The 25,481-nt window shown below is 57.7% G+C and carries 22 protein-coding genes and 1 pseudogene; 8 read left to right on the top strand and 15 right to left on the bottom strand.

Features of this window, described 5'->3' with window-relative positions:
* Positions 1-174 precede the first annotated feature (174 nt).
* The 10 genes from CU100_RS26445 to CU100_RS26400 all read right to left on the bottom strand — a co-directional run bounded on the left by CU100_RS26445 (position 175) and on the right by CU100_RS26400 (position 13,593).
* Positions 175-1,053, bottom strand: coding sequence for an alpha/beta fold hydrolase (locus CU100_RS26445; protein ID WP_106719633.1), 879 nt, complete (start codon positions 1,051-1,053; stop codon positions 175-177).
* Between the two features lie 1,513 nt (positions 1,054-2,566).
* Positions 2,567-4,273, bottom strand: a complete 1,707-nt coding sequence (gene dld, locus CU100_RS26440) for a D-lactate dehydrogenase (protein WP_106719614.1) — start codon at positions 4,271-4,273, stop codon at positions 2,567-2,569.
* An 89-nt stretch (positions 4,274-4,362) separates the two neighbouring features.
* Complete coding sequence (locus CU100_RS26435; protein WP_210204120.1) at positions 4,363-5,364, bottom strand: ABC transporter permease; 1,002 nt, start codon at positions 5,362-5,364, stop codon at positions 4,363-4,365.
* A 26-nt stretch (positions 5,365-5,390) separates the two neighbouring features.
* Positions 5,391-6,911 (bottom strand): sugar ABC transporter ATP-binding protein, encoded by a 1,521-nt coding sequence (locus tag CU100_RS26430; RefSeq protein WP_106719612.1) that lies wholly within the window; start codon positions 6,909-6,911, stop codon positions 5,391-5,393.
* 78 nt (positions 6,912-6,989) lie between these two features.
* Positions 6,990-8,072 carry a sugar ABC transporter substrate-binding protein gene (locus tag CU100_RS26425; protein WP_106719611.1) on the bottom strand — a complete coding sequence of 361 codons (1,083 nt, stop codon included), beginning with the start codon at positions 8,070-8,072 and terminating at the stop codon, positions 6,990-6,992.
* 196 nt (positions 8,073-8,268) lie between these two features.
* A complete protein-coding gene (gene rpiA / locus CU100_RS26420; protein WP_106719610.1) occupies positions 8,269-8,979 on the bottom strand; it encodes a ribose 5-phosphate isomerase A in 711 nt (236 codons plus the stop codon).
* A gap of 58 nt (positions 8,980-9,037) precedes the next feature.
* Positions 9,038-9,877 (bottom strand): MurR/RpiR family transcriptional regulator, encoded by an 840-nt coding sequence (locus CU100_RS26415; RefSeq protein ID WP_106719609.1) that lies wholly within the window; start codon positions 9,875-9,877, stop codon positions 9,038-9,040.
* Positions 9,874-10,566: an HAD-IA family hydrolase gene (locus CU100_RS26410; protein WP_106719608.1), complete on the bottom strand. Its 693-nt coding sequence runs from the start codon at positions 10,564-10,566 to the stop codon at positions 9,874-9,876. The genes CU100_RS26415 and CU100_RS26410 overlap by 4 nt, the downstream gene beginning before the upstream one ends.
* Before the next feature lie 33 nt (positions 10,567-10,599).
* The gene (gene xylB / locus CU100_RS26405; protein ID WP_106719607.1) at positions 10,600-12,120 is read right to left on the bottom strand and encodes a xylulokinase; all 1,521 of its coding nucleotides are present in this window, start codon (positions 12,118-12,120) and stop codon (positions 10,600-10,602) included.
* A 3-nt stretch (positions 12,121-12,123) separates the two neighbouring features.
* The gene (locus tag CU100_RS26400) at positions 12,124-13,593 is read right to left on the bottom strand and encodes an aldehyde dehydrogenase family protein (protein WP_245419276.1); all 1,470 of its coding nucleotides are present in this window, start codon (positions 13,591-13,593) and stop codon (positions 12,124-12,126) included.
* 315 nt (positions 13,594-13,908) lie between these two features.
* On the opposite strand from CU100_RS26400, the gene CU100_RS26395 reads away from it, so the two are divergent.
* Genes CU100_RS26395 through CU100_RS27535 form a run of 4 tightly spaced genes read left to right on the top strand, consistent with a single transcriptional unit; the run spans position 13,909 to position 16,157 of the window.
* Entirely contained in the window at positions 13,909-14,226 is a 318-nt protein-coding gene (locus CU100_RS26395) for a hypothetical protein (RefSeq protein WP_146141907.1), read from the top strand.
* Positions 14,210-14,962, top strand: coding sequence for an SDR family NAD(P)-dependent oxidoreductase (locus CU100_RS26390; protein WP_106719605.1), 753 nt, complete (start codon positions 14,210-14,212; stop codon positions 14,960-14,962). The genes CU100_RS26395 and CU100_RS26390 overlap by 17 nt, the downstream gene beginning before the upstream one ends.
* A gap of 9 nt (positions 14,963-14,971) precedes the next feature.
* Positions 14,972-16,009, top strand: a complete 1,038-nt coding sequence (locus tag CU100_RS26385) for an NAD(P)-dependent alcohol dehydrogenase (protein ID WP_106719604.1) — start codon at positions 14,972-14,974, stop codon at positions 16,007-16,009.
* A gap of 19 nt (positions 16,010-16,028) precedes the next feature.
* Entirely contained in the window at positions 16,029-16,157 is a 129-nt protein-coding gene (locus tag CU100_RS27535; protein WP_280951636.1) for a hypothetical protein, read from the top strand.
* Between the two features lie 335 nt (positions 16,158-16,492).
* On the opposite strand, the gene CU100_RS26380 is transcribed toward CU100_RS27535, so the two are convergent.
* The 3 genes from CU100_RS26380 to CU100_RS26365 all read right to left on the bottom strand — a co-directional run bounded on the left by CU100_RS26380 (position 16,493) and on the right by CU100_RS26365 (position 21,588).
* Positions 16,493-18,118, bottom strand: coding sequence for a hypothetical protein (locus CU100_RS26380; protein ID WP_106719603.1), 1,626 nt, complete (start codon positions 18,116-18,118; stop codon positions 16,493-16,495).
* Positions 18,119-18,475: 357 nt separating this feature from the next.
* Complete coding sequence (locus tag CU100_RS26375; RefSeq protein WP_106719602.1) at positions 18,476-19,108, bottom strand: pyridoxamine 5'-phosphate oxidase family protein; 633 nt, start codon at positions 19,106-19,108, stop codon at positions 18,476-18,478.
* A 761-nt stretch (positions 19,109-19,869) separates the two neighbouring features.
* Entirely contained in the window at positions 19,870-21,588 is a 1,719-nt protein-coding gene (locus tag CU100_RS26365; RefSeq protein WP_106719601.1) for an amidohydrolase family protein, read from the bottom strand.
* A 444-nt stretch (positions 21,589-22,032) separates the two neighbouring features.
* On the opposite strand from CU100_RS26365, the gene CU100_RS26360 reads away from it, so the two are divergent.
* From CU100_RS26360 to CU100_RS26350, 4 genes and pseudogenes are all read left to right on the top strand, one after another.
* Positions 22,033-22,491 (top strand): hypothetical protein, encoded by a 459-nt coding sequence (locus tag CU100_RS26360; RefSeq protein WP_245419274.1) that lies wholly within the window; start codon positions 22,033-22,035, stop codon positions 22,489-22,491.
* 293 nt (positions 22,492-22,784) lie between these two features.
* Positions 22,785-23,718, top strand: a pseudogene (locus tag CU100_RS26355) (ArdC family protein).
* Complete coding sequence (locus CU100_RS26650; protein WP_146141906.1) at positions 23,657-23,860, top strand: hypothetical protein; 204 nt, start codon at positions 23,657-23,659, stop codon at positions 23,858-23,860. Before CU100_RS26355 ends, CU100_RS26650 begins: the two are co-directional and overlap by 62 nt.
* 491 nt (positions 23,861-24,351) lie before the next feature.
* On the top strand, positions 24,352-24,660 hold the full coding sequence (locus CU100_RS26350) for a DUF736 domain-containing protein (RefSeq protein WP_037211031.1): 309 nt from the start codon (positions 24,352-24,354) through the stop codon (positions 24,658-24,660).
* A gap of 51 nt (positions 24,661-24,711) precedes the next feature.
* Here the strand turns inward: CU100_RS26350 and CU100_RS26345 are convergent, their stop codons facing one another.
* Positions 24,712-24,990: an HU family DNA-binding protein gene (locus tag CU100_RS26345; RefSeq protein ID WP_106719600.1), complete on the bottom strand. Its 279-nt coding sequence runs from the start codon at positions 24,988-24,990 to the stop codon at positions 24,712-24,714.
* A 39-nt stretch (positions 24,991-25,029) separates the two neighbouring features.
* Positions 25,030-25,341 (bottom strand): WGR domain-containing protein, encoded by a 312-nt coding sequence (locus CU100_RS26340; RefSeq protein ID WP_106719631.1) that lies wholly within the window; start codon positions 25,339-25,341, stop codon positions 25,030-25,032.
* Positions 25,342-25,481 lie beyond the last annotated feature (140 nt).

Raw genomic sequence — 25,481 nt, 5'->3', positions numbered from 1 at the left:
CTGGTGAACGCTCGAAAGACGCATCCGCGAGGGCAAACTTGTAAACTGTCACGATTTTTCTCCATCGCATCGAGATCGCTTCATCGTCAAAACGGCCCGATGACTGTCCGGTTCCCTCGCTCCGAGAATACGACTGTCGAGCGCTTTTGGTGATTTCAAAGCTTCAGTTGGCCTCTAACCGTGACGAATCAAGAAGTTTCGCGTCAAGCTCACAGCTTCGTCGAGGTTGGTTTCCAGCAGCCAATGGCCGCCGTCCAACAAATGCAATTCCGCGTCGGGCAAGTCTCGCAAATATGCTCTTGCTGATGCTTCAGGCATGTAGCCATCTTGCGGCCCCCAGATTATCAGAGTTGGCGGCCGATGGTCTCGTAGATAATTTTGATATCGAGGAAACCAGTCTAGATTGTCCTTTAGTCCAGCGATGATATGGGCCGATATATCTTTCCGTCGATCGGTCATCAACGACCAATGCAGGGTCCAAAGATCGGGAGGAATCGTTGCCGCCAGTTCTGGCCGAACATCGTTGAGGAATTCGCGTTGGAACTCTTCCTTGGAGATGCCCTGCCTGATTTCTGCAAAGCCATTCTCAGGGGTTTTTTCCCAAATTGCTTTTAAGGTTGTATATTTTGGCCCCAGAACATCTTTGTAGATGTCGCCATTCTGGATAATCAATGATGCGATTAAATCGGGGCGACGGATAGCGAGCCGTAAACCGATTTGCGATCCGAAGTCGTGGAGATACAAAGTAAATTTGCTAAACCCGAGCTTCCCGGTGAGGCGCTCCATAAAATCAGTGTAGCCGTCAAAGGTGTAGTCGAATTCCCCTGGCGTATCACTGTAACCGCAACCTGGAAAATCCGGAGCAATCAGCCGCCAACTGTCAGCCAGCGGAGGCATGTAGTTGCGAAACTCATAAGACGAACATGGATAGCCATGGGGCAGCAGAATAACGGGAGCGTCTCTCGGTCCAGCCTCGCGATAGAAAATCTTCATGCCGTCCAGGTTCAGTTCTTTGTGATGTACAAGTCCGTTTGCCGTGATTTCCTTCCTCATTGACAACATCAGAAGCTTAATGGGAGGGGTCGCGATCGGTTCCGAGTACTACTGACAGAATGGCTAGTGAGTTTGCCGGGCGCCGAAGAGGGCCAATCGGTATCATCTTAACTCGCGGACGCCGGTTGGATGGAAAGCTTTCGAACATGAGCTCAGGCAGCTGCAATTGGCTAAAATCGATAACTACATATTCGGAACTTTGCGACTAGAAGGAAGAGGAGAGTCTCTCCCCACGAATACAACAAACGGCAGGAACGAAGATATGGTCAGTCACACTGTCACTTTCCTTACTGGGCCGAAATGTTGGCATAGCGTGCGTACTCGGACCATACATGTAAGCAGGATCTTGCGAGCCGGCGTGTTAAGCCGCTAGCGGACGCCGATGTCCAGGCACACAGCTTGTCGCGCAGGGGATCGACAAGGCAGCCTGAACAGGCATGCTGCGACACCGCTTTGGGGCCGGTGGAAGATAGTCGGCTATTGGGGACACATAACAACAAGCGGACCCCCACCGCCTATGAACGCGAGGGCCCGCTTGTAGCCCAAAGGGGCCGCTCACGCTGTTGAGCACATGGCCATCGTAGATTAAACTGCCGATAGTATTTCGCGGATTTCATGATCTCAGCGTTGTCGGGGTGAGCGATTTTCCGCTTGAATGCGCCGTTCAATCCGCTGAAAGGCGATAGTGAAACCCTCCAGCATAAGCACAAGCGACGTCTGCTTATGGGCAGAGACAAATCCGCCTCGGACTCGGCAACACGCTATACAGCGCCAGCTGGCTCGTCAGTGGACGTGCAGCCGGATGCCATGGTGCCGAAATGATAAACTTGCTTTCCATTAGCGAAGCCAACAGGTGCACCGATGCACAATGAAACGCAGCTGCCCCCTTGGTAAACGCAGCTCCAACATTCAAGCCGGCAGCATTGTAAAGCAAGCGAAACGATCAGGAGGCTCTGTTGGATGCACCTTGAGTGTTATGCCGATGTGCATTGTCGTTTATCCCCCATCACTTGGCGCCTCTATCATGTAAAATTGCTCGGGTGTTCTCGATCTGTGCTTTGAAAATCGCATAAGGGCTCAAGTGGAACCACTTTCAGACTGCCCGGTTTGGGTGGGCCTGCCGATCGAACCCCATCAAGTCGCAGGGAAGTCAAAGTAGCTTTCTCATGAGTCACGAACCATTAATTCGAGCCAATCTCTGGCAACTTCAGCTGAGCCAAATGCGTATTAGGCACCTTCCCAGCATTGCGGCCTTAAACAATCACTAAGCTAGTGCCTTGTATGACCGAAATGGGGCCGCGAGGCGACCGTTCGCTGCTAGCTCAACCAGCACGGAAGCGGATATGGGTTCGGTGTGATGATGCCCTTTTTTGCTGTGAATGACGGGCTCATCATTGTCTGAGTACGGTGGCGCAGGCTCCAACGCGTTGAATGAATTCAAGCCGCCGAGCGAATGTACAAATGCGCGAGATTGCAACGCTTCAGGATGTCGCGTGGCTAGTTGGACCTCGCGTCACTGCGCAGCGTGAGACCCCGGCTCTTCCCAGTTCAGATTTAACGACGTCTTGCCAATACCGGGGTTGAAAGCATTGGTGGGGTCGAGCTGCCTGTAGAAAGTCCTCAGGCTGTCTGCCGCCTCGTAAAGGTGGCCGACATTGTGTTCGGCCGGGTATTCCGCGCCGCGCTTCTTGAGAAGCGACAGGATTTCATCCTTGACCGCATCGCAGTCCTCACCCTTCTTGACGAGGTATTCCTGATGCAGGACATGGCAGAAGAAATGACCGCAATACATCGTGAAATCAATCTTGCGGCTGATATCGGCCGGTAGCTTCTCGAACCAGTCGAGCGTGTTGCGCGGCAGCGCGATGTCGAGCGCGACGATGTCTTCCACCGTCTTCGGATGAACGGCGCGGTAGCGCACGATCGAGCCGCCGATTGCGAACCTATGAAGAAAAGCCGCTTTCCCCTCCTTGTCCGTGCATTCGAAATAATCGCCGTCAGCCGACGGAAAACGGGCGGACAGATACGCGCGCGCCTCCTCGATGCCCTCGCCTCCCATCTTCAGCAGGAGATGATGTTCGTAACGATCCCGGAATGCGTTGAGTCGTTTCGGCAGGTGGTTGGGCCAGAGCTTCATCAGGCCCTGCAGGAGACGATCGCTGACAGCCGAGCCCAGGCCGAGCTTCTCGCTGATACTGTCGAAACGGCTTTTCGCGGCAAACGCCAGTGGCACCCGGTCGGTGCCGAAGGCTTTGATGAAGAGGAACAGGTCCTTGCCGTAGCGGCTGCTCGCGTCATAGGCGCCCCGGTGCATGTATTCGCCGGCAATCGGCAGACTCTTAAAGTCGCCGAGAATATCACGGCGGATCGTCTCCAGCTTGGACGGCTCGTTGCTGCCGATATAGAACGTCTGCGTCTTTTCGTCCGCTTCAAAGGTATCGAGCCGAAGCGCGAACACGGCGATCTTGCCGGCCGATCCCGACGCTTCGTAGAGGCGCCGAGGATCGGCGTTGTAGCGCGCCGGCGTGGATGCGGAGATGTCGCGTACATGATTGCAGTATTCGTGGTCCGACGCGTGCAGGTTTGATGATGCCATAATGTCGGTATCGGAAATTCTGCCTTCATCCAGCCGGGCAAGAATATCCTCCGGAGCCTCGCCAAGCATGATGCCGAGATTGTTGATGAGCCGAAGCTCGCCGCTTGCATCGATTTTCGCGTAAAGTGCCAACTGGGTGAAGGCCGGGCCACGGCGGATAAGCGAGCCGCCGGAATTGTTACAGATGCCGCCGACGACCGAAGCACCGATACAACTGGAACCAATAACGGAGTGAGGTTCGCGACCCAGTGGACGCAGAGCCTTTTCGAGTTGGTTCAGCGTCACGCCCGGATGCGACACGACCTGCGCGCCGCCCCTGATGACATGGAGACGGCAAAGACGCAACGAGCTGATGATGACGACCGGCCGGTCATAACCTTCCTCAATGGGGGTCGAGCCGCCAGTTAGGCCGGTATTCGCCGCCTGGATGAGGATGACGACGTTGGCCTGGTGGCAGGCCCGCAGGACACGCCACATCTCCACCAGCGTTCCCGGTTGAATTACAGCCAGGGCATCGCCACCGCCATACCGGTACCCCTGCCGGAACCGCCGGGTTGCCGTAGCGCCGGTCAGAACGTTGCGGCGGCCGACGACAGTGCGAAATTGCTCGAGAAGATCTTCCATCTGTATGCTTTCAGGTTCGAAACAGATCGGCCATCACCCCCAGATGAAGGACGCGTGACGGCCGAGGCTCTGGCTATCCTGGGAGGATATCAGGCGAAGTAGCGGACGCGGATGGCATCGATAGCCACTGCGATGAAGATCATGAAGCCGCCGATCATCCCGACGTAGAAAGATGGCACGTTGGTGATCGCAAGACCGACCTGGATGACCGTTAGCAGTAATACGCCGCCAAGAATACCAACGACATTACCGCGTCCGCCGAAGACGCTGACGCCGCCGATGATCGGCGCTGCGATCGCGTAGAGAAGATAGCTCGATCCTTGGTTGGAGGTGATCGCCATCTGCCACGAGGCAAGCAGGAAGCCGGCAATACCTGCCAAAAAGCCAGCAATCGTGTAGGTGATGATCTTGACCCGGTCCACGCGGATACCCGCCGAATTTGACGCCAGCGGATTGCCGCCAACGGCATAGATCGAACGGCCGAGCACGGTCATTTTCAAGAGCACGCCTACACTGACAAGTGCCAAAAGCATGATCAACGGCATAACGGGCCAGCCGCCGATACTGGCATTGCCGATCCAGACATAGCCGTCCGAGAGGTTCGTCAGCGTCTTGCCCTGGGTCAGCGCCAGCAGCGCACCCTGCAGGATGATCATCATCGACAGAGTCTGGATCAGTGACACCATGCGCAATTTTGTGATGCAGAGACCGTTGAAGAAGCCGATGAGGGTAGCCACGCCGACACCGACGAGCATGGCGAGGAACCAAGGCAAACCCCAGTCGGAATAGGCGAGCGCGCCTATCGCCGAAGAAAAGCCGAGATTCGCCGGGATTGACAGGTCGATCTCCGCGACCAGCAGCGGCAGCGCCACGGCAAGGCCAAGCATGCCGAGAACAGTCGCCTGCACGGTGATGTTCTGCATATTCATCACGGTCAGGAAGAATTGGTTGAACATGCCGAAGCCAAGGATCAGGGCTGCTAGCCATATCCAGACCACGTTATGCAAAATCCAGCCGATGGCCTTATGCATGGCGACGCTCTTTTTCTCGCTCCCCACCTTCGATGGGTTTGTGGTCATCACAGTGCTCATTTAATCGTTCCTCTGCGGATCGTCGATCACACCTGTGCGAGGCGGCGCAGGTTTTCAGTTGTTATGTGGCTGCCGGTGACGGTCTGGTGGATGGTGCCGTTGCGGAACACGCAGACACGATCGACAGCGCGAACCAGTTCGTCCGTGTCGGTGGAGACGATAATGACAGTGACACCGGTATTGCTCAATTCATCGATGATGCGCAGGACATCCTGCTTCACTCCGACGTCGATGCCGCGCGTCGGCTCGTCTAGGATCAAAAGCTGCGGCTCGGTCGCTAGCACGCGGCCGAGGCATACCTTTTGCTGGTTGCCGCCGCTCAGCGTGTTCACCACCGCCTCTGCGCCTGGCGCCTTGATGCCCATGCTGGTGAAGTAGCCGTCGCAAAGGGTGGCCTCCTTGCCTCCCTCGACGAAGCCGAATACGGCACGGCGATCAAGTGAGGAAAGGGCGATGTTTTCGGCGATCGAAAGATGACCCACGACACCATCCTTGCGTCGATCGTCGGAAAGGTAGGCGATGCCCTTATCGAAGGCGGCCTTCGGATGCTGTGGCAATCTCTGGCCTTCGGCTCCATCAATGCCGATCTTACCCGATCTCACCCTGTTTAGTCCGAAAATAGCCTTTGCGAGTTCCTTGGCACCTGCGCCCGGTAGACCGGTAAAGCCGATGATCTCGCCTTTCCAGATATCCAGCTTGTCGAGGTGTACGTTGCTGGCGACGACATTGCGAAGGCTCACGGCAACAGGTTCGCTCCCGAACGTCCGTCTTTCCCGCTGAAAAAGCACAAGGCCGCGTCCGAGGACCAACTCGGAGAGTTTTTCGGATGTCATCGAGCTTATATCCTCGCTGCCGCCGGCAAAGGATCCGTCCCGCAGGACGGACACGGCATCACAGATTTCGAGAATTTCGTCGTTGTAGTGCGAGATGAAGATGAAGGTGACACCGTCGTCCTTCAACTGCCGCATAAACTCGAAGAGCTGGCGCCGGTCGGGCACCGTCAGCGCCGCTGTCGGCTCGTCGAGGATGATGACCTTGCCACCGGAAAACATGGCGCGGAGAATGTTGAGCTTGCGTCGTGCGACGGCACTAAGTCTGCCAGCGTCGATTGTCGGATCAATGCCGGAACCCTTGAGCATGCGTGCCGCATCTGCCTTGAGCTTCCGCCACCGCACGAAACCGTTTTTTGACGGCCAGACGCCGAGCATCAAGTTTTCGGCAGCAGACATATGGTCGACGATCATCGGTTCCTGCGTGACGAGGAAGACGCCCGCCTGTTCCATCGACCGCACGTCGGAGCCCCCAACTTCCCGGCCGTTCAGATAGATTGTGCCTTCCGACGGCGAACGCTGTCCCGAGATAATGCCGACCAGCGTGCTTTTGCCGGCGCCGTTCTCGCCGAGCAGACCATGAATGCTGCCGCGGCGGATGTTCAGGCTCACCGAGCGCAGGGCATAGAACCCGCCGTAGCTCTTGCTGACATTGTCAATGCGGAGCGCAAAATCCGCGTCAGCGCTCGTGTCCTGTTTCAATGTTTGGCCGTTCATTCGAACTTGGTCCTCCCCCGGTTGTGGCGCGACGGCCGTTCGGCCGGCCGCCACGGACTGACGGCCGGCCGACTGGCATCAGGTATAGGGTACACCCCACTCCTTCTCGGCGACATATCCCCAATGGCGCTTGTCGGCGGCGTTGTCTCCGTTGATGATGAATGGAGGAATGATCAGCGTCGGGCCGGTTGTGCCTGCGACGATTTGGCCCTTTTCCCAGAAGTACTTCTTGTTTTCGTATGCGCCGAGCGGAACGGCCTCGCCCTTCATCGAGTGCTTTTCGAGCATCTCGACGGCGATTTCGCCATAGGCGATCGGATCCTGCGAGACGCAGGCATCCATGTAGCCTTCCTGAAGCAACTTGACCGCGACCGGTTCGCCGTCGATTGTCACGAAAATGACGTGACCGTCCTCGCCGACCTTCTTCCAGCGGCCCTTCTGCTGCAGGGCCGTTGCTATCCCGCGCGCTGGCGAGTCGCTCGGCGCATGAACAGCATCGAGATCGGGGTGCTCCGACAAAGTGGCAAGTGTGACCGACAGCATCTGGTCGAGCGCACCTTCCGTCGGGCGGCTGATGTAAGTGATTTCGGGATACTTGGCGAATTCCTCGTCCATGCCTTCCTTGCGGAGGCGCCAGGCCACGCTGGCAAGAGCGCCGAAGCAATTCAGCACCTTGCCCTTCGGGCTGCCGTATTTTTTGGTCAGGCGATCGATGATCTCGCGGGCAGCCATCACGCCGCCGAGCTTGTTGTCAAAGCTAACGGTGATCGCGACATCACCGCCGTCTGCCGGCGTATCGATGATGGCAATCGGTATCTTTTTCTGATTGTAGCGGCGAATGGCACTGACGATGGCCTGGCTGTCGATCGGGTCGGCTATCAAACCGGCCGGCTGGGACAACATGAGGCTCTGCCATTGCTCAAGCTGCTTGGTGTTGTCGAAGCTGGCATTGGTCGCCTGGAATGACCACTTGCGACCCTCAACGGCCCGCTTCACTGCTTCTTCCTCGATGACGAAGAAATAGTAGTCGAGGCTCTTGTTGCTGAACGGCAGGAACACACTGTCCTGCGCAAAAGCCATGCTCCCCGTAGCAGCGCTCGCGCCAAGCGCAAGACCGCCCGCGAGTACATGACGCCTGTTCACTCTTAAGTCGTTACCCATTTTAACCTCCCTTGGTAGCGCATATAGTTTCACTACATATCGTCTCTGGATGTCAAGCCATTTCGATGCGGCCACCTCACATGTCTGCGGGATTAAACCGCATATCGTTTAATATCCCGCACCAAATGCGCGAATTATTGGGCGTAAGTCGCCGCTGCAGGGGCCGAGCCATCATCCCGCCAGTTTAGAAGTTTTACTACATATTTCGCATTGTCACGTAGGAGCTGCCATCAAAGCAGCCAACCACCATGCCCGAGGATTCCCGTGTGAAAAGCCCGTTTTCGACGACACCGGGGATCCGGTTAAGCTCGATTTCCAGCGGTGCTGGATCGGTGATCACGCCGCATTTGCAGTCTAGAATGAAATTGCCGCTGTCTGTCACGACCGGTTGGCCGTCGCGCATGCGGCGGTAGATGTCCGCCGTGATACCGTGTTCGGAAATGGCATTTGCGACCATGCGTTCGGTTTGCTTCCACGCGAACTGGACGACTTCAACCGGCAGCGGGAAAGCCCCGAGATGATCGACGATCTTGGTTTCGTCGCAGACCGTGATCATCTGCCTGGAGGCATGCGCAATGATTTTTTCCCACAGTAGGCAGGCGCCACCGCCCTTGATCATGTTGAACCGACGATCGATTTCGTCCGGGCCATCGACGGTCAGGTCCAGTTCGCCGATGTCGTTAGGATCAGTGATCGCGATGCCGACCTCCCGCGCGACGTCAATCGTCGAACGCGAGGTCGTCGTGCAGGTTAGTTTCATGCCGTCGGCGACATATTTGCCGAGTTCGCGCACGAAGAAATGGGAGGTCGTGCCGGAACCGAGGCCGAGCTTCATGCCATCACGGACGAATTCCTGGATAACCCGGCGGCCAGCAATTTTTTTTGCTTCATTCTGTCGGTCGGACATAGTTTTTCCTTAGATTGCCGGGCTTTGCCGTGGCTCTTGCCCGCTGGTAGGCGATGGGTCAGATCTTGTCAGTCAGCCATGAATCGAGCGCCGGCAGTTGGTCGGGGAATTCGCTGCCGCTCGATACGGCGATGGCCGTGACGAGCATGTTAATGACAAGGTGGTGGTTGAGGCGCGAAGCAAGCGGCGTCATCAGTTCCGTCTGGTCGTAGGGCAGGATGGCGATCAGAGCATCGGTTACCCGCGCAAGCGGACTTTCGGCCGCAGTGACGGAAACAACGCGCGCACCGCCCGCCCGCGCCGCGATCGCCAGCTCCACCATCTGCTTCGTGTGTCCCGACTGAGAAAAGATCAGCGCCACCTCGTTGGGACGGGCGCTTTCGGCATGCATCCACTGCTTGTTTCGGCCGAGAATTGCAGCACATCGCATGCCGAGACGCTGGAACTTGTGCTCCGCATCAATCGCCGTGACTTCTGAAATGCCGCTCGCGTAGATGCCCGTCCACCCGGCATCACGCAGAAGCAGAGCGGCGGCTTCCACCTGTTGCGGAATGAGATCCTCCAGCGCGCGCTGGATCGCATTAAGGGAGTTGCGGCAGGTCTTGCGGACGATGTTTTCGATACCGTCGTTGGGCACAATCTGCTCGTAGGCGAACGGTGCAGATGGCACCAGGCTCTGCGCGAGCTTGAGCTTGAAGTCCTGATAGCCATCATAGCCGAACCGGCGACAGAATCGCATGATGGTGGGATCGCTGACCGAGCAGGTCTCGGCAAGCTTCGCCATGCTCATATGGATTACTTCGCCGGGGGAGGCATTCACGAAGTTCGCGATGCGTTGCTCGGCGCCGCCCATATTGTCCATTTCCTGGAAAATGCGCTGCAGTAGGCTGACGTTCATGCGATCTTCCCTCTAGCGGACGAGGATTCCTTCGATTCCATGACATAGGCAATGAGATCGGCGATCCGGTTCAGACGCTGTTGTGGCACGACCTCGACGGATGCGCCTGTTCCCCAGGGCACGACGAAGAACGGCGCGTCGATCGCACCGGCGGTCGCCTTGTCGATATTGGTATCGCCAACATAGGCCCATGCGCCCTCCGGCAGGCCCATCTGTTCGGCAACGGCGAGAAGATGCCGCGGATCCGGCTTACAGGCCGGAACCGCATCGGCGCCGAGTGCAACCTCGATCAGTTTATCCAACCCGAGGATGGCCAGAATCTGTTGCGTCAGTGCATGCGGCTTGTTCGTACAGATGCCAAGGCGAAAGCCTGCCGCATGCAACGCGTGCAGATCCTCGCGGACATGCGGAAAGAACCGCGTGCGGTTGGCCGGCTCCCGCGTGTAGTTGTCGATATAGCTTTTGACGGCCGTATTGACCGTCGCATCGTCGGACGGAAGACCCTTGTCGATGAAGATGTCGAGCAGGAGACGCCTCGGCCCGTTGCCGATGAAACTTTCGACGTAATTGGCGTCGAGTTCTGGCCAACCCTTGGAGGCCATATAGACGTTGACAGCGGCGGCGATATCAGGCGCGCTATCGATCAGCGTGCCGTCCAGGTCGAAGATCAAAGCTGAATACTGTTTCATAAGACTGCCAAGTTCCAGGGTTGGTCCGCTTGATCAATCGGCGAAAACCCGATCGTTCAACGCGGAGAAGCTTTCCGAGAGCGCGGGATAAAGATTGCGATAGATACTATGTGCCTTGCGGTAGACATCGCGGGACGCGGCGCTCGGCGCCTGGCGCGTCAGCACCTTCAACGTGCCGGCGGCTTGCGTGGCATCCTCCCAGACGCCGATTCCAACGCCGGCGACGAGTGCTGCCCCGAAGGCAGCGCCCTCGGCAGCGCCTTCCGTCGTCACAACGTCGCACTCGAACATATCGGCCTGGATCTGGCGCCACAGCGCAGACTTCGCCCCGCCTCCCGATGCCTTGATGAGCGTACCTTCGATGCCCATTAATTTCAACAGCGCGTGCATGTCATGGAAGGCATGGACCACGCCTTCCATGACGCTGCGCGCCACGTCTGCAAGATCGTGTCGTGTAGTCAGGCCGACGAATGCGCCACGCGCCGTCGGATCGGGATGCGGGCAGCGTTCGCCGTTCAAGTAAGGCAGGAACAACGCCCCCTTCGCACCCGGCGGACTTTTCTCGGCAGCCGCGCAGATCTCGTCGAATGTCAGGTCTTTGCCGTGCCCGGCCTCGGCCAGGATCGACCGGAACCAGCCCATTGCCCCGCCGGCATTGAGCGACACGCCCATCGCATGCCATTTGGACGGCGCGACATTGCAAAACATCTGAATGCGGCCATCCAGGCTCGGCGCCGGCGCATCGAGCGCAGCGGCAAGAATGCCCGCCGTCCCAATCGTCGTCTGTAACTCGCCCGGCCCGATGACGCCCGAGCCGATTGTCTGAATGACGCTGTCGCCACCACCGCCGACAACGGGAACACCAGCCGGCAAGCCGAACAGGGCAGCGCCTTCAATACTGACGCGCCCGGAAATCTCGTCGGATTCGTAGCAGGCGGGCAGAAGCCGCGGATCGATACCGAGCGTTTCGATGAGGCCGGATGCCCAGATGCGATTTTTTACGTCGAAAAGACCGGTACCGGATGCGTCCGATACCTCGGTTGCAAGCTCGCCGGTCAGGACCATGCGCAGATAGTCCTTTGGGTTCAGCATATGGCGCATCCGCGCGAAGAGTTCGGGCTCCCGGTTGCGCATCCACACGATCTTGCCGCCGGTGTAACCGACAAGCATGCGGTTGCCCGTGAGCGCGATCAGCGCTTCAAGCCCACCTGCCTTTTGCGTGATTTCGGCGACCTCGGCGGCGTTGCGCTGGTCGTTCCACAAAATGGCGGGGCGCAAGACCTTTCTATCTGCGTCCAGCGGGGTCAATCCATGCATCTGGCCGGAAAGACCGATGCAAATCAGTTCGACATCGCCGCAACCGTCCATGACCTTCGCCACGGCCTTGCACGCACCTTCGATCCAGAGCACCGGGTCCTGCTCGGTCCAGCCGACATACGGTTGGGAGAGACCGTAGGTAGCGGTGCTTGTCGCCAGCACATTGCCCTCGACCGACAGAAGAAGCGCCTTGCAGCCGGACGTGCCGATGTCGATGCCGAGGAGAGCCGCAGGCATGGGTCAGGCTCCCACGCCGTGAAAGAGGCGGACATGCTTGAAATTGAAATATTCCAACAAACCTTCGCGGCCATGCTCGTAGCCGATGCCACTCTGCTTGCGGCCGCCATAGGGTGCGTTCATGATACCGGCATCGACATTGTTGATGGCGACGTTGCCGTAGTCGAGTTCGGCCGACAGCGTGTAGATCTCCTGCAGGTCGCGCGCATAGACATAGGATGCCAGTCCGTAGGGTGTGTCGTTTGCCCTCTCGACGGCCTCTTCAAGCGTGTCGAAAGGAGCGACTCCGACGAGCGGGCCGAACGTCTCCTCGCTCATGACCTTCATATCCTGCGTGCAGTCAGCAACGACTGTCGGGCGGAAGAAGAAGCCCTTCGAAAGGGCCCCGCCGTCCGGCGCATCGCCGCCGGCTACAAGCCGCGCACCTTTCTCCAACGCATCCGCCAGATGCTCGCGGGTCTTCCTCAGCGGGTCGGCGGAGGCCATCGACCCGACGTCGGCAGCGGGATTGTCGAGGCCGTCGCCGATGGTCAGTGCATTGGCGGCCTTTGCGAGCTTCTCGAGAAACTCTTCGTAAAGCGGACGCGCGACGTAGATACGATTGATGGCGATGCAGATCTGGCCCATGTTGCGGAAAGAGCGGCGTGCAGCGCCCTTAACAGCTGCACCGATATTTGCGCTTGCGGTCACCACCAGCGGGCAATTGCCTCCAAGCTCCAGCGAAAGGCGCTTCACGCTCGGGCAGGATCGCTGGATGTGCAGTCCGACCGCGCTTGAGCCGGTGAAGGCGATCTTGTCGACGCCGGGATGATCCACAAGCGCCTGACCGACGATCGAGCCCTTGCCGGTGACGACATTGACGACCCCTGCGGGAATGCCAGCGTCCTTGACCTTCTCAGCGATCGCAAGCGCCGTGAATGGTGTCAGTTCGGCGGGCTTGACGATAATCGCGCAGCCGGCGGCCAAGCTGGCGCACAGTTTCCAGCCGACGAGCTCTGCCGGATAATTCCAGGGCGTGATCGCGCCCACCACGCCGATTGGTTCGCGAACAACCTGGCTCTGAAAGCCGTTCTGATCGTTCGGGACAATCTCACCGAGAATCCGTACGGCTTCCTCGCCGTAAAAATGGCATGCTTCCGCAAGCTTGAGGATTTCACCCTTGGCTTCGTTCAGCGGCTTGCCCTGCTCACTCGTCATGATCCGGGCCATGCGCGGCGCATCGGCAGCGATGAGATCGCCGAGCTTGTGAAGCGAATTGGCACGCAGCTTCGCTGGCACGCGCGACCAGACGCGGAAGCCGGCGCGTGCTGACTTTACCGCCGTCTCAATCTCGTCGGGCGAGGTTGCGGCGATCTGCCCGATAACTGTGCCCCGCGCGGGATTGACGACATCGATGCGCTCACCCGCACCCTCGATGAACTCGCCATTGATGAACAGCTTGCCGCTGATTTGGGACAGCATTGCCTCTGTCATGCGTTCCTCCAACATATAGGTCGCCCAACTCGAGAAGGCGAAATAGCATAACTACATGTACTCGGATTCGTAACCGGCGCAACGGAAAAACGAAAATCTGCGCCAAACATCCTTCAAAATGCTGTTTTACAACACGAAATTCCATAACTTGACTGTGGATCAAAAAGAGTAGACGCACTGAGCAGCCGCGAAGAGGCAATTTTCGTATTGATCGGCTTGACGTCGGCCGAGGTGTAAAATAGTTTTACTACGTTACGCAACAATAGAGGAGACATATGCTTCCCGAAGATTCCCATCAGGCGCGGCTTGTGGGACGTGTGGCGTGCAGACCTGAATGCACCATCCGGCGTCATACTTCGCAATGGCATTATGCTCGATGTGACTGCGGCCGTGAAGTCAGTCGCCGACTTTCTCGATGACAATCCGGCTGCGCGCTTCGAGACTTTGACGAGCGAGCCTATCGGCAAACCCGAGCATCTGGTTCTTGCGCCAGCGGAGATCGGTTATGGGCCTGATGCGGGACATGGCCAAGCGCGGCCTGCTATAGGCCAGGTACCAAACGGATGTGTTCCCGGCCTGCTAGACGGGCCAATCAACCCGGATTTGAGTGTAGAAGATGACCTATCGTTCTAAAATGGACTTGAATAATCGATTGGCCCTGGTGACTGGAGCAGGTCAGGGAATCGGTGCGGCCTGCGCCCAGGCCCTGGCGGAAACCGGTGCGGCAGTCGTCTGTACCGATATCGATCTCGGCCGCGCCCAAAACACGGCGCGTGCTATCGGCAGACAGGCCACGGCGCGACAGCTCGACGTCACAGACAGCGAGCAGTTGAACGCCATCGCCCGAGATCTGCCACCGCTCGACATTCTTGTCTGCAACGCTGGTATCGTCAGCAACGTGCCGGCCGAGGACATGACGGACGAGCAATGGGATCGCGTCATCGAGGTGAACCTCGGCGGCGTTTTTCGAACATGCCGCGCCTTTGGACGCCGCATGATCGAAGTGGGCCGCGGCTCGATCATCAATATCGGCTCGATGTCGGCCGACATCGTCAACGTGCCGCAGCCCCAATGCCACTACAACGCGTCGAAAGCAGGTGTCCATCACCTGACGCGCTCCCTTGCCGTGGAATGGGCAAAGCGCGGGGTCCGGGTCAACGCTGTGGCCCCTACCTACATCGAAACGCCTCTGCTACATGGCCTCGAAAGCCAGCCGGGGCTTATCGAGCGCTGGATCGACCTGACGCCCGCCGGGCGCATGGGCAAGCCTGACGAGATTGCGTCGATCGTCCAGTTCTTGGCTTCCGACGCGTCGAGCCTCATGACGGGGTCGATCGTCAGCGCCGACGCCGGGTATACAAGCATCTGAGGTGTCGCCATGCCGATTGCACTTGTTCTTGAAAAAAAACGCAAAATCACCCTGAGGGACATCGATCTCGACCTGACGCTAGGGGATCGCGACGTGCGCATCGCGATGGATGTCGTCGGTATATGCGGCAGCGATATCCACTATTTCCGACACGGCAAGATCGGGCCATTCATCGTCAGAGAGCCGATGATCCTCGGCCATGAGGGGGCGGGCACCGTAGCTGCCTGCGGGAGCGCCGTTCATCACCTTTCGGTAGGCGACAGGGTCTGCATCGAGCCCGGCATACCTGATTTTTCGAGCCGTCCAAGCCGGATCGGCCTCTATAATCTCGACCCGTCACTGACCTTCTGGGCAACACCGCCGATTCATGGCTGCCTGACACCGGAAGTCGTGCATCCGGCCAGCCTGACGTACAAGTTGCCCGACAATGTCTCGGCGGCGGAGGGTGCTATGGTGGAGCCCCTGGCGGTCGGCTTGCAGGCGGTCCACAAGACCGGCGTCGCGGCCGGCGACGTGGCGCTCGTGCTAGGCGCTGGGCCGATCGGCATCCTCGTAGCACTGTCGGCGTTGTCCGCCGGCTGTGCTCGCGTCCTGATTTTCGACCCGGCTTCGAAGAAGGTGGAGATGGCCATGCAATACGCCGGGATCGAGCCCCTCGATGCGGTTGTCGGCGGTCTCTCGGAACAGGTTCTGAAGGCGACGAACGGCTGGGGTGTGGATATTGTCTACGAATGCTCCGGTGCCGCCCCGGCGTTCATCGGGATCGCGGGCTGCCTTCGACCGGGTGGCACGCTGGCCTGCATCGGCATGCCGACGGCGCCCGTTCCCATCGATATCGTCGCGCTGCAAGTTAAGGAAATCCGTATTGTGACGGTTTTCCGGTATGCCAATGTCTACGACCGGGCAATCGCACTTCTCGCGGAAGGAAAAATCAACGTCAAACCGTTGGTTTCCGCGACATATCCATTTCCGGAAAGTATCGAAGCCTTCGAGCGGGCTGACGGGGGTCACCCACAAGACGTGAAGATACAGATCGCAATGCGCTGATAATTTGGAGATGAATGACATGAGCTGGACACCGAACGGAAAGCATCTGTTCGCAGGAGAATGGGTCGGAGGCGATACGACGGTTTCATCGACGCCGGCCACGGTAGTGGATTTCATGGTTCACGGCGGCGCGGCAATCATTCAGTGAACTTGCGCGTTGAAGAGATCAGAACCACGTGTATTAAGATCCGCGTACGCGGGTTGAATGGCTGATTTGGGGCGGTTCCGGACCGACCGCTTTTGGGTTCTGGAGACAGATAGCTGCCATTTCTTGGCAGGCGCGAGCGCCAAATCACCAGGGTACCTTCTGGGCGAAAGACGGCACGAAACCGGCGCCTAGGTCTCCCTGTGTATTGGCGAAGGCCTTCGCGCTTGGTCAAAAAGTGACCCTGACCTAGGAATCTGAGCTCGGGCGTGCGCGACCTAAAAGACATCGCGACGCGCGTATATTATTTTGACAACTACACTAGCAAGTGCGGAGCGTTAGCTCCGCACTTGCTGCTGGAAAAGCCGGAGAGCGACACGCTCTTCGGCCGTCACCGCGAACGAGCGTGCCGGATAGTCGAAGGAGCCGCCCCGGCTGATATGGCCATCGCCGATATAGCCCAGCACATAGCTGATCGCAGGATTGAACCGCCGAAGGCCCCATCCCGTCTCCTTGTGCAGCTCTTCCACACTGACGCTTTGATTGGCCGGAAGCACTTTATGGATCAACTCAACGGCATCCATGGCGGGATCGGTTCCGAGCGCCACCGGATCGAACTCAGCGAACAGCTCAGATGTCAGGTTAATCCTCGGCAGTTCGGGACCAAGCATCCGATAAAGGGTGACGTAGCCATCGGCTTCCAGCTTCGCCAAAGCATCGTCGAGATCGCGGTGTGGAACATCAGAGAATGCCGCACGAAACGCAGTGTCATCGCCCAAGCTGCCCGGCAATCCGTTTGGGTCATGCTTTGCAAACCAAAGTCCGACCCGGCTTGGGAGTACGCCGAGATCGCCGACCATCATCGGTGTATCCGCAGCCGGCGAAGGCTCCTGCACTTGCGCCTGTTCTTCGGGGATCGACGCCAGCAAGGGCGGAGGCATCAGTGACACAAGCCACTCGTCAATGACCGCGACGACTTTTTGCGCGACGATCGCAAAGGCGCGGATGTCTTCGCCGACGAGGGCGACCGTCTCGCCAATTTTCGCGTTCCCGGCGAGGTCGGCGAATTTCTCATCGATGACGCCAAGATTGTGCCCGATCACATGGCGCTTCTGAATGTTGAGCTCTAGGATTTTGAGCTCGGACGCGGAGAGTGACGCAAAGGGGTCGAAGCCGAAAAACACGTAGCGCTTGCGACCCCTTGCCACATTCTGAAAGTCATTGCCGACGGGCTTCACCGGGGCCGTGTCTTCATGGCGCTGGCTCACCCCATGACGATACGCGACCTTCAGGGTCGCCTCGAATGCGGTGAGAACATCCTCGTGGGCGTTGCCGAGAAGCCGGTACGCCAGCTCTTCCAGTTCATTGTCCAAAGCCTCTGCCAAGTCGACCTGCGCGCTAACAAGCTCCACCTCGCGGGCGAAATGCAGCGCAAGGTTGGGGGCACCGCAATCCGGGCAAAAGAGCGAAATCGCATAGACGCCATAGTCGCGCCCGCAATGGTCGCACACCAGCTCGCGCATTAGGTCCTTCCTGCGAAAACGCGGCTTCGGTTTCGAGCGCGATGGCCCAGCCTTGAAGGTAATGCCCTTGTGCTTGCGACCGAGATCAGAAAACATCTCGCGGAATGCGGACCGGACATCCTCGACGGCAGCATGCTCGACGGTCGCCCGCGCTGCTTTGATGTCTTCAGGATGAATGAAGGCATCGTCATCATCGATGACACCGCTATAGGGGCAGACTGTTTTCTTCGTTCCCGGTGGCTGCTTCATGCGAAGAAGCTGCGCCTCTGTCGGCTCGATTTCAGCGACACGGTTCCCGATCAGGAAATGCCGTGGCTCCGCAGCCTCGTTCGGAGAATAGCGGTACGCCCTGCTGTTAGGCGTTCGTGGGACCGGGATGGCTAGCTTCATCTTGCCCCGCGTTCCGCCAGTCCGATACTTTTCAAGGTTCTTCATTTTCATACGGATGATTTTGATCCGAGTCGCCGATACTGTCGAATCCAATTGGGCGTTATGTGAGTGTGACAGGAAATGGAGAAAAAACGCCAACGTCCCGAAACTCACGGGCAGGGGCGCGATCACTCTCACCTGTGTCGTGAATCCAACATGCAGATATCCACCCTGAACTTGACATCATGACGAATTACGGACCGGCAGCTCCTAAGCGATCGCGACCGCGGCCTGAACGACCGAAATGGGGGCGCGCATTGCCGACTGACCGGATCCAACCTTAATTCCGGCCTGTGGCGCTGACACCGTGCCTCCCCAAGAACAGACCTGCCATCTTTGGCTTGATCGGATCCGCAGTCAGGATGCTTTCTAGTACATCGTTCGCTTGTAGTCCTCCTCCAAGCCCGCATCGATCTTGCGCATCTCTTCCTCCTCCGGTGCCCCGGTCGTTTCATCCAGTATCATCTTGATCAACGACGGCATCTGTTTGCGATCCTGATGGTGAGCAGTATCCCAAATATGCGAGCGCCTGAGGGCCTTTGCGCAATGCAGGAAGACCTCGCGGACCTGCACCACTATTGCTAGAGTGGGGACGCGACTGTTGACCGTCATGGTTTCGAGAAGGTCCGGGTCAGTGACTATGCGTGCCACTCCATTGACGCGCAGGGTGTCGTCGAAGCCAGGGATCATGAACAACAGCCCCACAGCAGGATTTGCTATGACGTTAGAAAGGCTGTCCAATCGATTGTTCCCTGGACGGTCAGGAATAGCCAGGGTCCTGTTGTCCAAAATACTTACGAACCCGGGCTGGTCGCCGCGTGGGCTCACATCTGCCCGGCCGTTTAGATCCTGCGTGCCCAAACAAAGGAACGGTGAACGTCGGATAAACGCTTGCGCATGCACTCCAAGAATTTCCTGAAACTTCTGAATAGCGAGGTTATGCGTGGCCGGGTAAAGTTCGCGCAAAGCTTCCTCGCGGTTGATGACGAATTTCGGATCCATACCTCTCCTCCAAGAGACTTCGCATTTTCAAATGCCTCAAGATGAGGTGCGCACATCAGTTTTGTCAAGCGCCCATCTACCTTACCGCGACAGCAGTAATTCGGCTATTAGGCTAACGTTCTAGGCAGCTCCAGCAGTGAGTCGGCCGATCGTGTAGAAGCTGCCTTCTCACCGTCCTATCCAGAACGGGCCTGTCATTAACCCACCCAATCACAGACATTGCGGTAACCTAAGCGGACCGGCAACTTTCAGGAACCGCCTTGTCGCATCAACGACCGAAATGCGGGCGCAAAGCAGTCGTCGTTAGTTTCGTCACTTTTATGCCTGCTTTTGCCAAATCAAATAATCATCAACGAGAGGGGCATAACTAGCGACTCTGCAGTCCACGCTCTGTTCGAGACGTAGTATTGAATAGGCGAGACAAAATGTCTTCCTTCCGACCGGAAGTTAAATACCGGTCCGCCCTTGCCGGTCGGGGGAAACCAAACTTCATCGGTGCCAGCTCGACGATACTGTCACCGGCAGATCGCATCACCCGAGCCGTATCGCCGATCTTCGTCGTACGCTCACCGCGCCATAGCTTTCAGGTAAAACCGCCTTTTTCGTCAGACTTTTCAAAATCGCTCATGACTACCCCCTTTGAGCGGCAAAGCGGCCCCGCAGATCGCCCCTGAATTCCTGCGGGTGGTCCTCTATTTGCGAACCGGTTCGATTATCGCATGAATGTTTGATCGCTCTGCGACAATCACAGCTGCCGCTGGTCAGCGAAAAAGACCTGCAAAGATGTTTTCAGGTATGAGCGGCAGCCTTTGGGGCGCCAAGCCATTTTTGAAGTACCATCTTTCAAGCCGTGCTCTACCAATGCTGCGCTGCTGAAGCGGGAGAAAATTCAGCGCGTTGCGTCTGAAAATCTTGTCGCAGATCTCCTCGGCAAAACCGCAGTCACTGAGCAGAAATGCTTTGACACTGCCGACATAATGTTCATATCCCTTCTCCTGACCCAGCATCAGCCAATCAGTTCCAAATATCAGTCGATCGACTTTTGGATCGAAAAGGTCTGTCCAAAGCCGGAAATTCGCCGCCAGAGATTTCCGCAGCACGGCGTCGCCGCTCAACGCTTCCGAGAAATAACTAATATCCCCATAGATCTTGTGGCGTGGATGGCCCTTCATAAATTCGCCCAAGGCCCACTCCCAGCTTCTCTGTGGAAATGCGAGGTTCTCGCGCCCCTGCGAAGGAGCATCAAAACGGCCGAAATGAGCCAAACAGACCCGAAGTTTGGGAAATTCGCTGAAAACGGGAGTCCAATAGTGCGGATCGCCCCGCTTGGCGTAGCCGTTACCCGATTCGTTCGACGAATAGCCATGAGCGAGAATGGGTGCATCGAGTTTCATGCACAGCGCGTAGAGCTTGCGAAGCGCCTCATCCATCTGCCGGCTAGGGTCGAAACCCAGCATATCGAGCGACCGCTGAGGATAAGGACGCCTATTTCCGGATGGCTGGAAGCCCATCGGTGGGTAAAGCTTCACGCCGGCAAATCCAAACTCGCTCAAAGCACGCTCGACTGTTTTAAGAGAGCTCACCTTACCCTTGTGGTTTTCAAAGACCACTTCCCGCAATGGGTCGAAACCGATGTAGCCGTGGAGCACCGGGCCATCTTTTTGCCTGACGCAACGCACCGAAATTTCGGACATCACTTCCATCTGTTCCGAAATCGGTGATTTTACATCTTCATAAAGCCACTCGTCGTAGTCGACGAGTGCGGGAGCCAACATTGCGAGCCTGAATCCCTGGCCGGGGGTGTCGGCGATGAGCTTTTCGACAAGGACATGGCGATATAACCTGAACAGGCTGAACCAGTTGAGATACCGCGAAATGGCGCCCTTTGACGTAAAGACTTCCCGACTGGCAACCCGGGCGTCAGAAAAGCTCATTTCCGTGGCCGAGCGCATGATCTCCATGCGGGAGCCAAGCATATAAGCCAGGAACTTTTCGTCGCCCGCAACTCGACGCTTCTGCCGACGAGTAGGGGCCGTCATTGTCACGATATTCCGCCGCCGGCGATCGAGCATCACAAGAAAGTTCGCAGTGTCAGTGATGGCCGCCTCGCGTGCTTCAGCCGGCTCCCGTCTCGCAGGAGCCTTGGGGATGCCCTTCAGAAAGGCGATCTCCTCCTTGGCGGTTGGTGCTTTGTCTGTTCCCAGAAGAGTCAGGATCAGTTCTATGAAACGGTCTGTGACATCGGGATCCCGGATCTCGAACGTTTTCATCATCGCAGATTGCTTCGGAAAGTCCCTGATCACCACCTGGCGGAGGAACCGCGCCGCGGGCAAATCGGAAGCGTTGAAGACGTGGCAATGCGCATCAACGATCAGGTGCTTAGCGCTCGGCTGTAAGGGATCGGGATTTGTCCGATTGCAGCCGCCGGTCAGCACCGCAGCTGACAAAGTCGTATGGCGAAGAAAGTCTCTTCTGCGCATCAACAATCCCCATGTATACGTGCAAGGATGCAATCACGACGCCAGTATAATGGCAATGGCTCTTACCTGACGAGTGAGTAAAAGGCATCAGAATGGAAAGGAATATTGTCGCAGACACGTCCAGCGGCCCGACGGTCTCGTCAGTCGCCCCAGTCGCGTTATGGTTCCGCAATCAAATACCGTACTCATTATTCCAACGAGGATGCTGTCCCGTATTATTCTGGCAATGCCACGCGGGGCTCGTTTACCTTTTTGGCGTGAAATGTCCTCATGACAAAAGTACGCGTAAGTTATCAAAGCCCCTGCTTCGTGTTCTTGAGCGCCCTCTGCAGAGCAAAGTACGCCGGAAGTGTGTTCGGGCTCAGCCACAGCTAACGCATGATCCGATGCCGGCAAGAATTGAGCCCTGCCTTGCACTACTCAAATCAACACTGCCTGCAAGCGGTGCTAAAAGGTAATGCGCAAGCTGGCATCCGCGCTCTCCATCGCTCACAACTGATCGAGAGCGCCAACGCTCTGAAAGACGGCCTTGGCGAAAAGGCCATGCAGATCCACATGCAGCGCATCGTCGGCTCCTTCGTCGGCTCAGCTTACGCCGCGGGGCAATTCTACAGCCGATCGGTGACGGAAGCGCGTGACCTCACCAGCAAACTCTCCAACGATTATCGCGACGAAGACCTTGACGGCCATATGGGTTTCGACAGCCGCGCCCAGCGCAAGCGCGAATTTGCTGCCGACATGGGCCTTCAGGCCCATGTTCTCCAAATGGCAGCCGAAGGCGCCGTCTCCGCCTACGAGGACATCACCGGGGAAACCTGGAAGCCCTACGAACGCACGGTCGAGCAATCTGGCGCATCCGTCGATCAAAAGGCCGCCAGTGCCCAGATGGCAGCATTCGAATAGGACGATTGCGGGCTTCGGCCCCGCATTTCTCGTTCCCGTTCGAAACGGCCGGGCGCCACAAGGCGCCGGCTTCTTGAGTGGGACATAGCGCACCCATACGGTCCGCTCCGGCTCGTGATCTAGCTTCGGCCGGCTGGTGCCGGCGCAACGGCAAGCCGCCCTCCACTTCGTTTCGGCCCGGATCTCACTATCCCCACTCCTCGTGGGATCACCTCGGGGTGCGCCGTCTCCGGCCTTCGCTCGACCGCCGTGACGGACCGCGATGGGCGCGATCTTCGAATGGAGGAGAGAAATTGAGACAGGAAAGCAGGAAGAACGGTCAGGAAACGCGCGTCGACATCTATGCAAAAATCACAGACCGCATCATTGCCTCGCTGGAGGTGGGCGTCCGCCCTTGGGTGCAGCCCTGAAGCAGCGGCCATCTGGAAGATCGCATTACCCGTCCATTGCGGCCCATTGGCGAGCCCTATTCCGGTATCAATGTTCTGTTGCTGTGGTCGGAAACGGTCTCGCGCGGTTCCCGCTCTCCGACATGGATGACATTTCGCCAGGCGGCCGAGCTCGGCGCGCATGTCCGCAAGGGTGAGACCGGTTCGACAGTCGTTTATGCGAACCGGGTCAGGAGGACGGAAAGGGCGGACAATGGCGATGAGGTCGAACGTGATATTCCGTTTTTGAAAACCTACACGGTCTTCAATTTCGAACAGATCGATGATCTGCCCGATGAATACCTACCTTCTCTTCGGCAAGATCCCAAGATAGACGTCAATCGCATTGCCGCAGCGGACGCATTTTTCGCGGCAACGGGAGCCGTGATCCGCCACGGTGGCAACAAGGCCTTCTTTGCTCCAGGCCCGGATATCATCCAGATGCCGCCGATCGAAACCTTCCGGGACGTGGAATCCTACTACGCGTCCCTGGGCCATGAACAAATTCATTGGGTTGGAGCGAAGCATCGTCTCGATCGTGATCTGTCGCGCCACGCGAAAGACAAGACCGAGCGTGCGCGTGAAGAGCTGATCGCCGAACTCGGCGCCGTTTTCCTGTGCGCCGATCTCGGTATCGTGCCGGAGATGGAACCACGACCGGATCACGCGAGCTATATTGCTTCCTTGGCTCTCGATCCTCAAGAATGAGAAACGGTTCGTCTTTTCCGCAGCCGCGCATGCGCAAAAAGCGGTGGCCTATCTCCACGATCTTCAGCCTATGGCGCAACGTACGGCTTGAACCAGGCGCTATGGATGCGGGCAATCGCCGCATCTGTCTCAAAGCCACGCTCTTCGACGACGTCGTCAATACCAAGCCGCAGGACGAGCCAGAAATCGGGCCGCTGTCTTCGGACTGGAAGCCGGCTGAAAGATCGACGTGAGTTCCGGCGCGTGCATGTTGAAATGAGGCGGCCATGCAATCGAACGCTTGCTGCGCGGCATATCGACAACGCGGTGAGAAACAGCTTGGGGCCACCCTCATAGGTGCGTCGAAGCGAGAGATCAAGCTTGGTTTTGTGAGCTGAGCGGGCTGGAGCGCGGGTAGGTCGTTTACAATCGATAACCGCCAGATGACGCCATTGCCGTATTCCTTGCGACCTGTCAGCTGGCTCAGCCACTCGGGTCTCGATGGGGCATGTCTGACGGAAGATCACCGAACTGAAGCTCGGCTCGATCGGCATCCGCAACGGCTGGCTCGTTTTCTTCCCCTGTGCGCCGAAGCGCCCATTCCTCGCGAGGCAAGAAAGCCTCTCCCTTGGCCGTCCTCCACGGCGTTTCGGCCTTTCAGGTGCAGGCCGATCGTCCCCGGTCTTATCGACAGCCATCGAGGCCGCGGTGGGCGCGGCCCGAACAACAGAAAAGGCACACGACAATGGCAACCATCGGCTCTTTCACCGCTTCCGGCAATGGCTTCAACGGCACCATCAAGACACTCAACCTCAACGTCAAAGCAACCGTCCGCGCAGTCGAGCGCGCCACCGAAAAGGGTCCGGACTTCCGCATCCTCGCAGGTAATGTCGAGTTCGGCGCAGCGTGGAAGAAAACTTCGAATGAAGGCCGCGACTACCTCTCGGTCAAGCTCGACGACCCGAGCTTCCCGGCCCCGATCTACGCAACCCTGATTGAGGTGGAAGGCGAGGAAGGCCTCTCCCTCATCTGGTCTCGGCCGAACCGGGACTGAGCATAAGGAGGGCCCCGCCGAAAATTGCGGGGCTCTCCTTTATCGAAGGGATCACTTGTTCAGTGCATCCTTGAGCGCCTTAGCAGACGTAAAGGTGAGCTTCTTGGAAGCCGAAACCGTCATCTTTGCTCCGGTCGAAGGGTTGCGACCCTCGCGCTCGGGCGATGCCTTCACCTTGAACTTTCCGAAGCCCGGGATAGACGTTTCAGCGTCGGAGCCCGCGGCGTTCGCGATCGCCTGGAAGACGGCCTCCACGATGCCTTTGGCCTGGACCTTCGTCAGGCTGTTGTCGGCTGCAATCTTGTCGGCGATTTCATTTGTGGAGGTCATGGAATTCCCTAGCATCTTCTATGAAAGGCCGAAACCCTGTCAGCTTGCGAAGAGTTTGTCACTGACGCGCTGCAGCGAAGAATGTCCAAGACGCTGGATTTCCACAGGAGGTTTTGGTCTATAGCCTCGATTTCGCTTTTCGCGGAGAAGTTCGAAGAACAGACCGATGGCGTGCTTCTCTTCATTGAAGACGTGCACCTTCTGCCGGCCGCGTGTCCCGATCCTCCCCCAACTGCGCACCAGCGCCACCTCGCCGAACAGTGTCGGCTGGACGGCGAGCGCATAGAACCGCGCCATGTTCTTCTCAAGCTCGATACGCTCGACATAGAGGTGATAGGGTTGAACGATCATCTTCGCACAATCGCCCATTCAGATTCCGGCGTCCAATCAGAGTTTTGAATCGTCCGATGCACATCGATTCATTTTCGTGATCAGATGTTGCCGCCGACGTCGTTTCACTTCGCTCTTCTATGTTGAAACATGTACCCTGT

This window comes from Phyllobacterium endophyticum (assembly GCF_003010935.1).
GTDB lineage: Bacteria > Pseudomonadota > Alphaproteobacteria > Rhizobiales > Rhizobiaceae > Phyllobacterium > Phyllobacterium endophyticum.
The sequence above is the reverse complement of the archived record's forward strand: the minus strand, read 5'-3'. Positions and strand labels throughout refer to the sequence as shown.

What these genes read in the sequence shown, in the direction of transcription:
- CU100_RS26445 (WP_106719633.1), bottom strand. Translation starts at nt 1,053, where the DNA reads ATGAGGAAGGAAATCACGGCAAACGGACTTGTACATCACAAAGAACTG.
- dld (WP_106719614.1), bottom strand. Translation starts at nt 4,273, where the DNA reads ATGGAAGATCTTCTCGAGCAATTTCGCACTGTCGTCGGCCGCCGCAAC.
- CU100_RS26435 (WP_210204120.1), bottom strand. Translation starts at nt 5,364, where the DNA reads ATGAGCACTGTGATGACCACAAACCCATCGAAGGTGGGGAGCGAGAAA.
- CU100_RS26430 (WP_106719612.1), bottom strand. Translation starts at nt 6,911, where the DNA reads ATGAACGGCCAAACATTGAAACAGGACACGAGCGCTGACGCGGATTTT.
- CU100_RS26425 (WP_106719611.1), bottom strand. Translation starts at nt 8,072, where the DNA reads ATGGGTAACGACTTAAGAGTGAACAGGCGTCATGTACTCGCGGGCGGT.
- rpiA (WP_106719610.1), bottom strand. Translation starts at nt 8,979, where the DNA reads ATGTCCGACCGACAGAATGAAGCAAAAAAAATTGCTGGCCGCCGGGTT.
- CU100_RS26415 (WP_106719609.1), bottom strand. Translation starts at nt 9,877, where the DNA reads ATGAACGTCAGCCTACTGCAGCGCATTTTCCAGGAAATGGACAATATG.
- CU100_RS26410 (WP_106719608.1), bottom strand. Translation starts at nt 10,566, where the DNA reads ATGAAACAGTATTCAGCTTTGATCTTCGACCTGGACGGCACGCTGATC.
- xylB (WP_106719607.1), bottom strand. Translation starts at nt 12,120, where the DNA reads ATGCCTGCGGCTCTCCTCGGCATCGACATCGGCACGTCCGGCTGCAAG.
- CU100_RS26400 (WP_245419276.1), bottom strand. Translation starts at nt 13,593, where the DNA reads ATGACAGAGGCAATGCTGTCCCAAATCAGCGGCAAGCTGTTCATCAAT.
- CU100_RS26390 (WP_106719605.1), top strand. Translation starts at nt 14,210, where the DNA reads ATGACCTATCGTTCTAAAATGGACTTGAATAATCGATTGGCCCTGGTG.
- CU100_RS26385 (WP_106719604.1), top strand. Translation starts at nt 14,972, where the DNA reads ATGCCGATTGCACTTGTTCTTGAAAAAAAACGCAAAATCACCCTGAGG.
- CU100_RS27535 (WP_280951636.1), top strand. Translation starts at nt 16,029, where the DNA reads ATGAGCTGGACACCGAACGGAAAGCATCTGTTCGCAGGAGAATGGGTC.
- CU100_RS26380 (WP_106719603.1), bottom strand. Translation starts at nt 18,118, where the DNA reads ATGAAAATGAAGAACCTTGAAAAGTATCGGACTGGCGGAACGCGGGGC.
- CU100_RS26375 (WP_106719602.1), bottom strand. Translation starts at nt 19,108, where the DNA reads ATGGATCCGAAATTCGTCATCAACCGCGAGGAAGCTTTGCGCGAACTT.
- CU100_RS26365 (WP_106719601.1), bottom strand. Translation starts at nt 21,588, where the DNA reads ATGCGCAGAAGAGACTTTCTTCGCCATACGACTTTGTCAGCTGCGGTG.
- CU100_RS26650 (WP_146141906.1), top strand. Translation starts at nt 23,657, where the DNA reads ATGCGCAAAAAGCGGTGGCCTATCTCCACGATCTTCAGCCTATGGCGC.
- CU100_RS26350 (WP_037211031.1), top strand. Translation starts at nt 24,352, where the DNA reads ATGGCAACCATCGGCTCTTTCACCGCTTCCGGCAATGGCTTCAACGGC.
- CU100_RS26345 (WP_106719600.1), bottom strand. Translation starts at nt 24,990, where the DNA reads ATGACCTCCACAAATGAAATCGCCGACAAGATTGCAGCCGACAACAGC.
- CU100_RS26340 (WP_106719631.1), bottom strand. Translation starts at nt 25,341, where the DNA reads ATGATCGTTCAACCCTATCACCTCTATGTCGAGCGTATCGAGCTTGAG.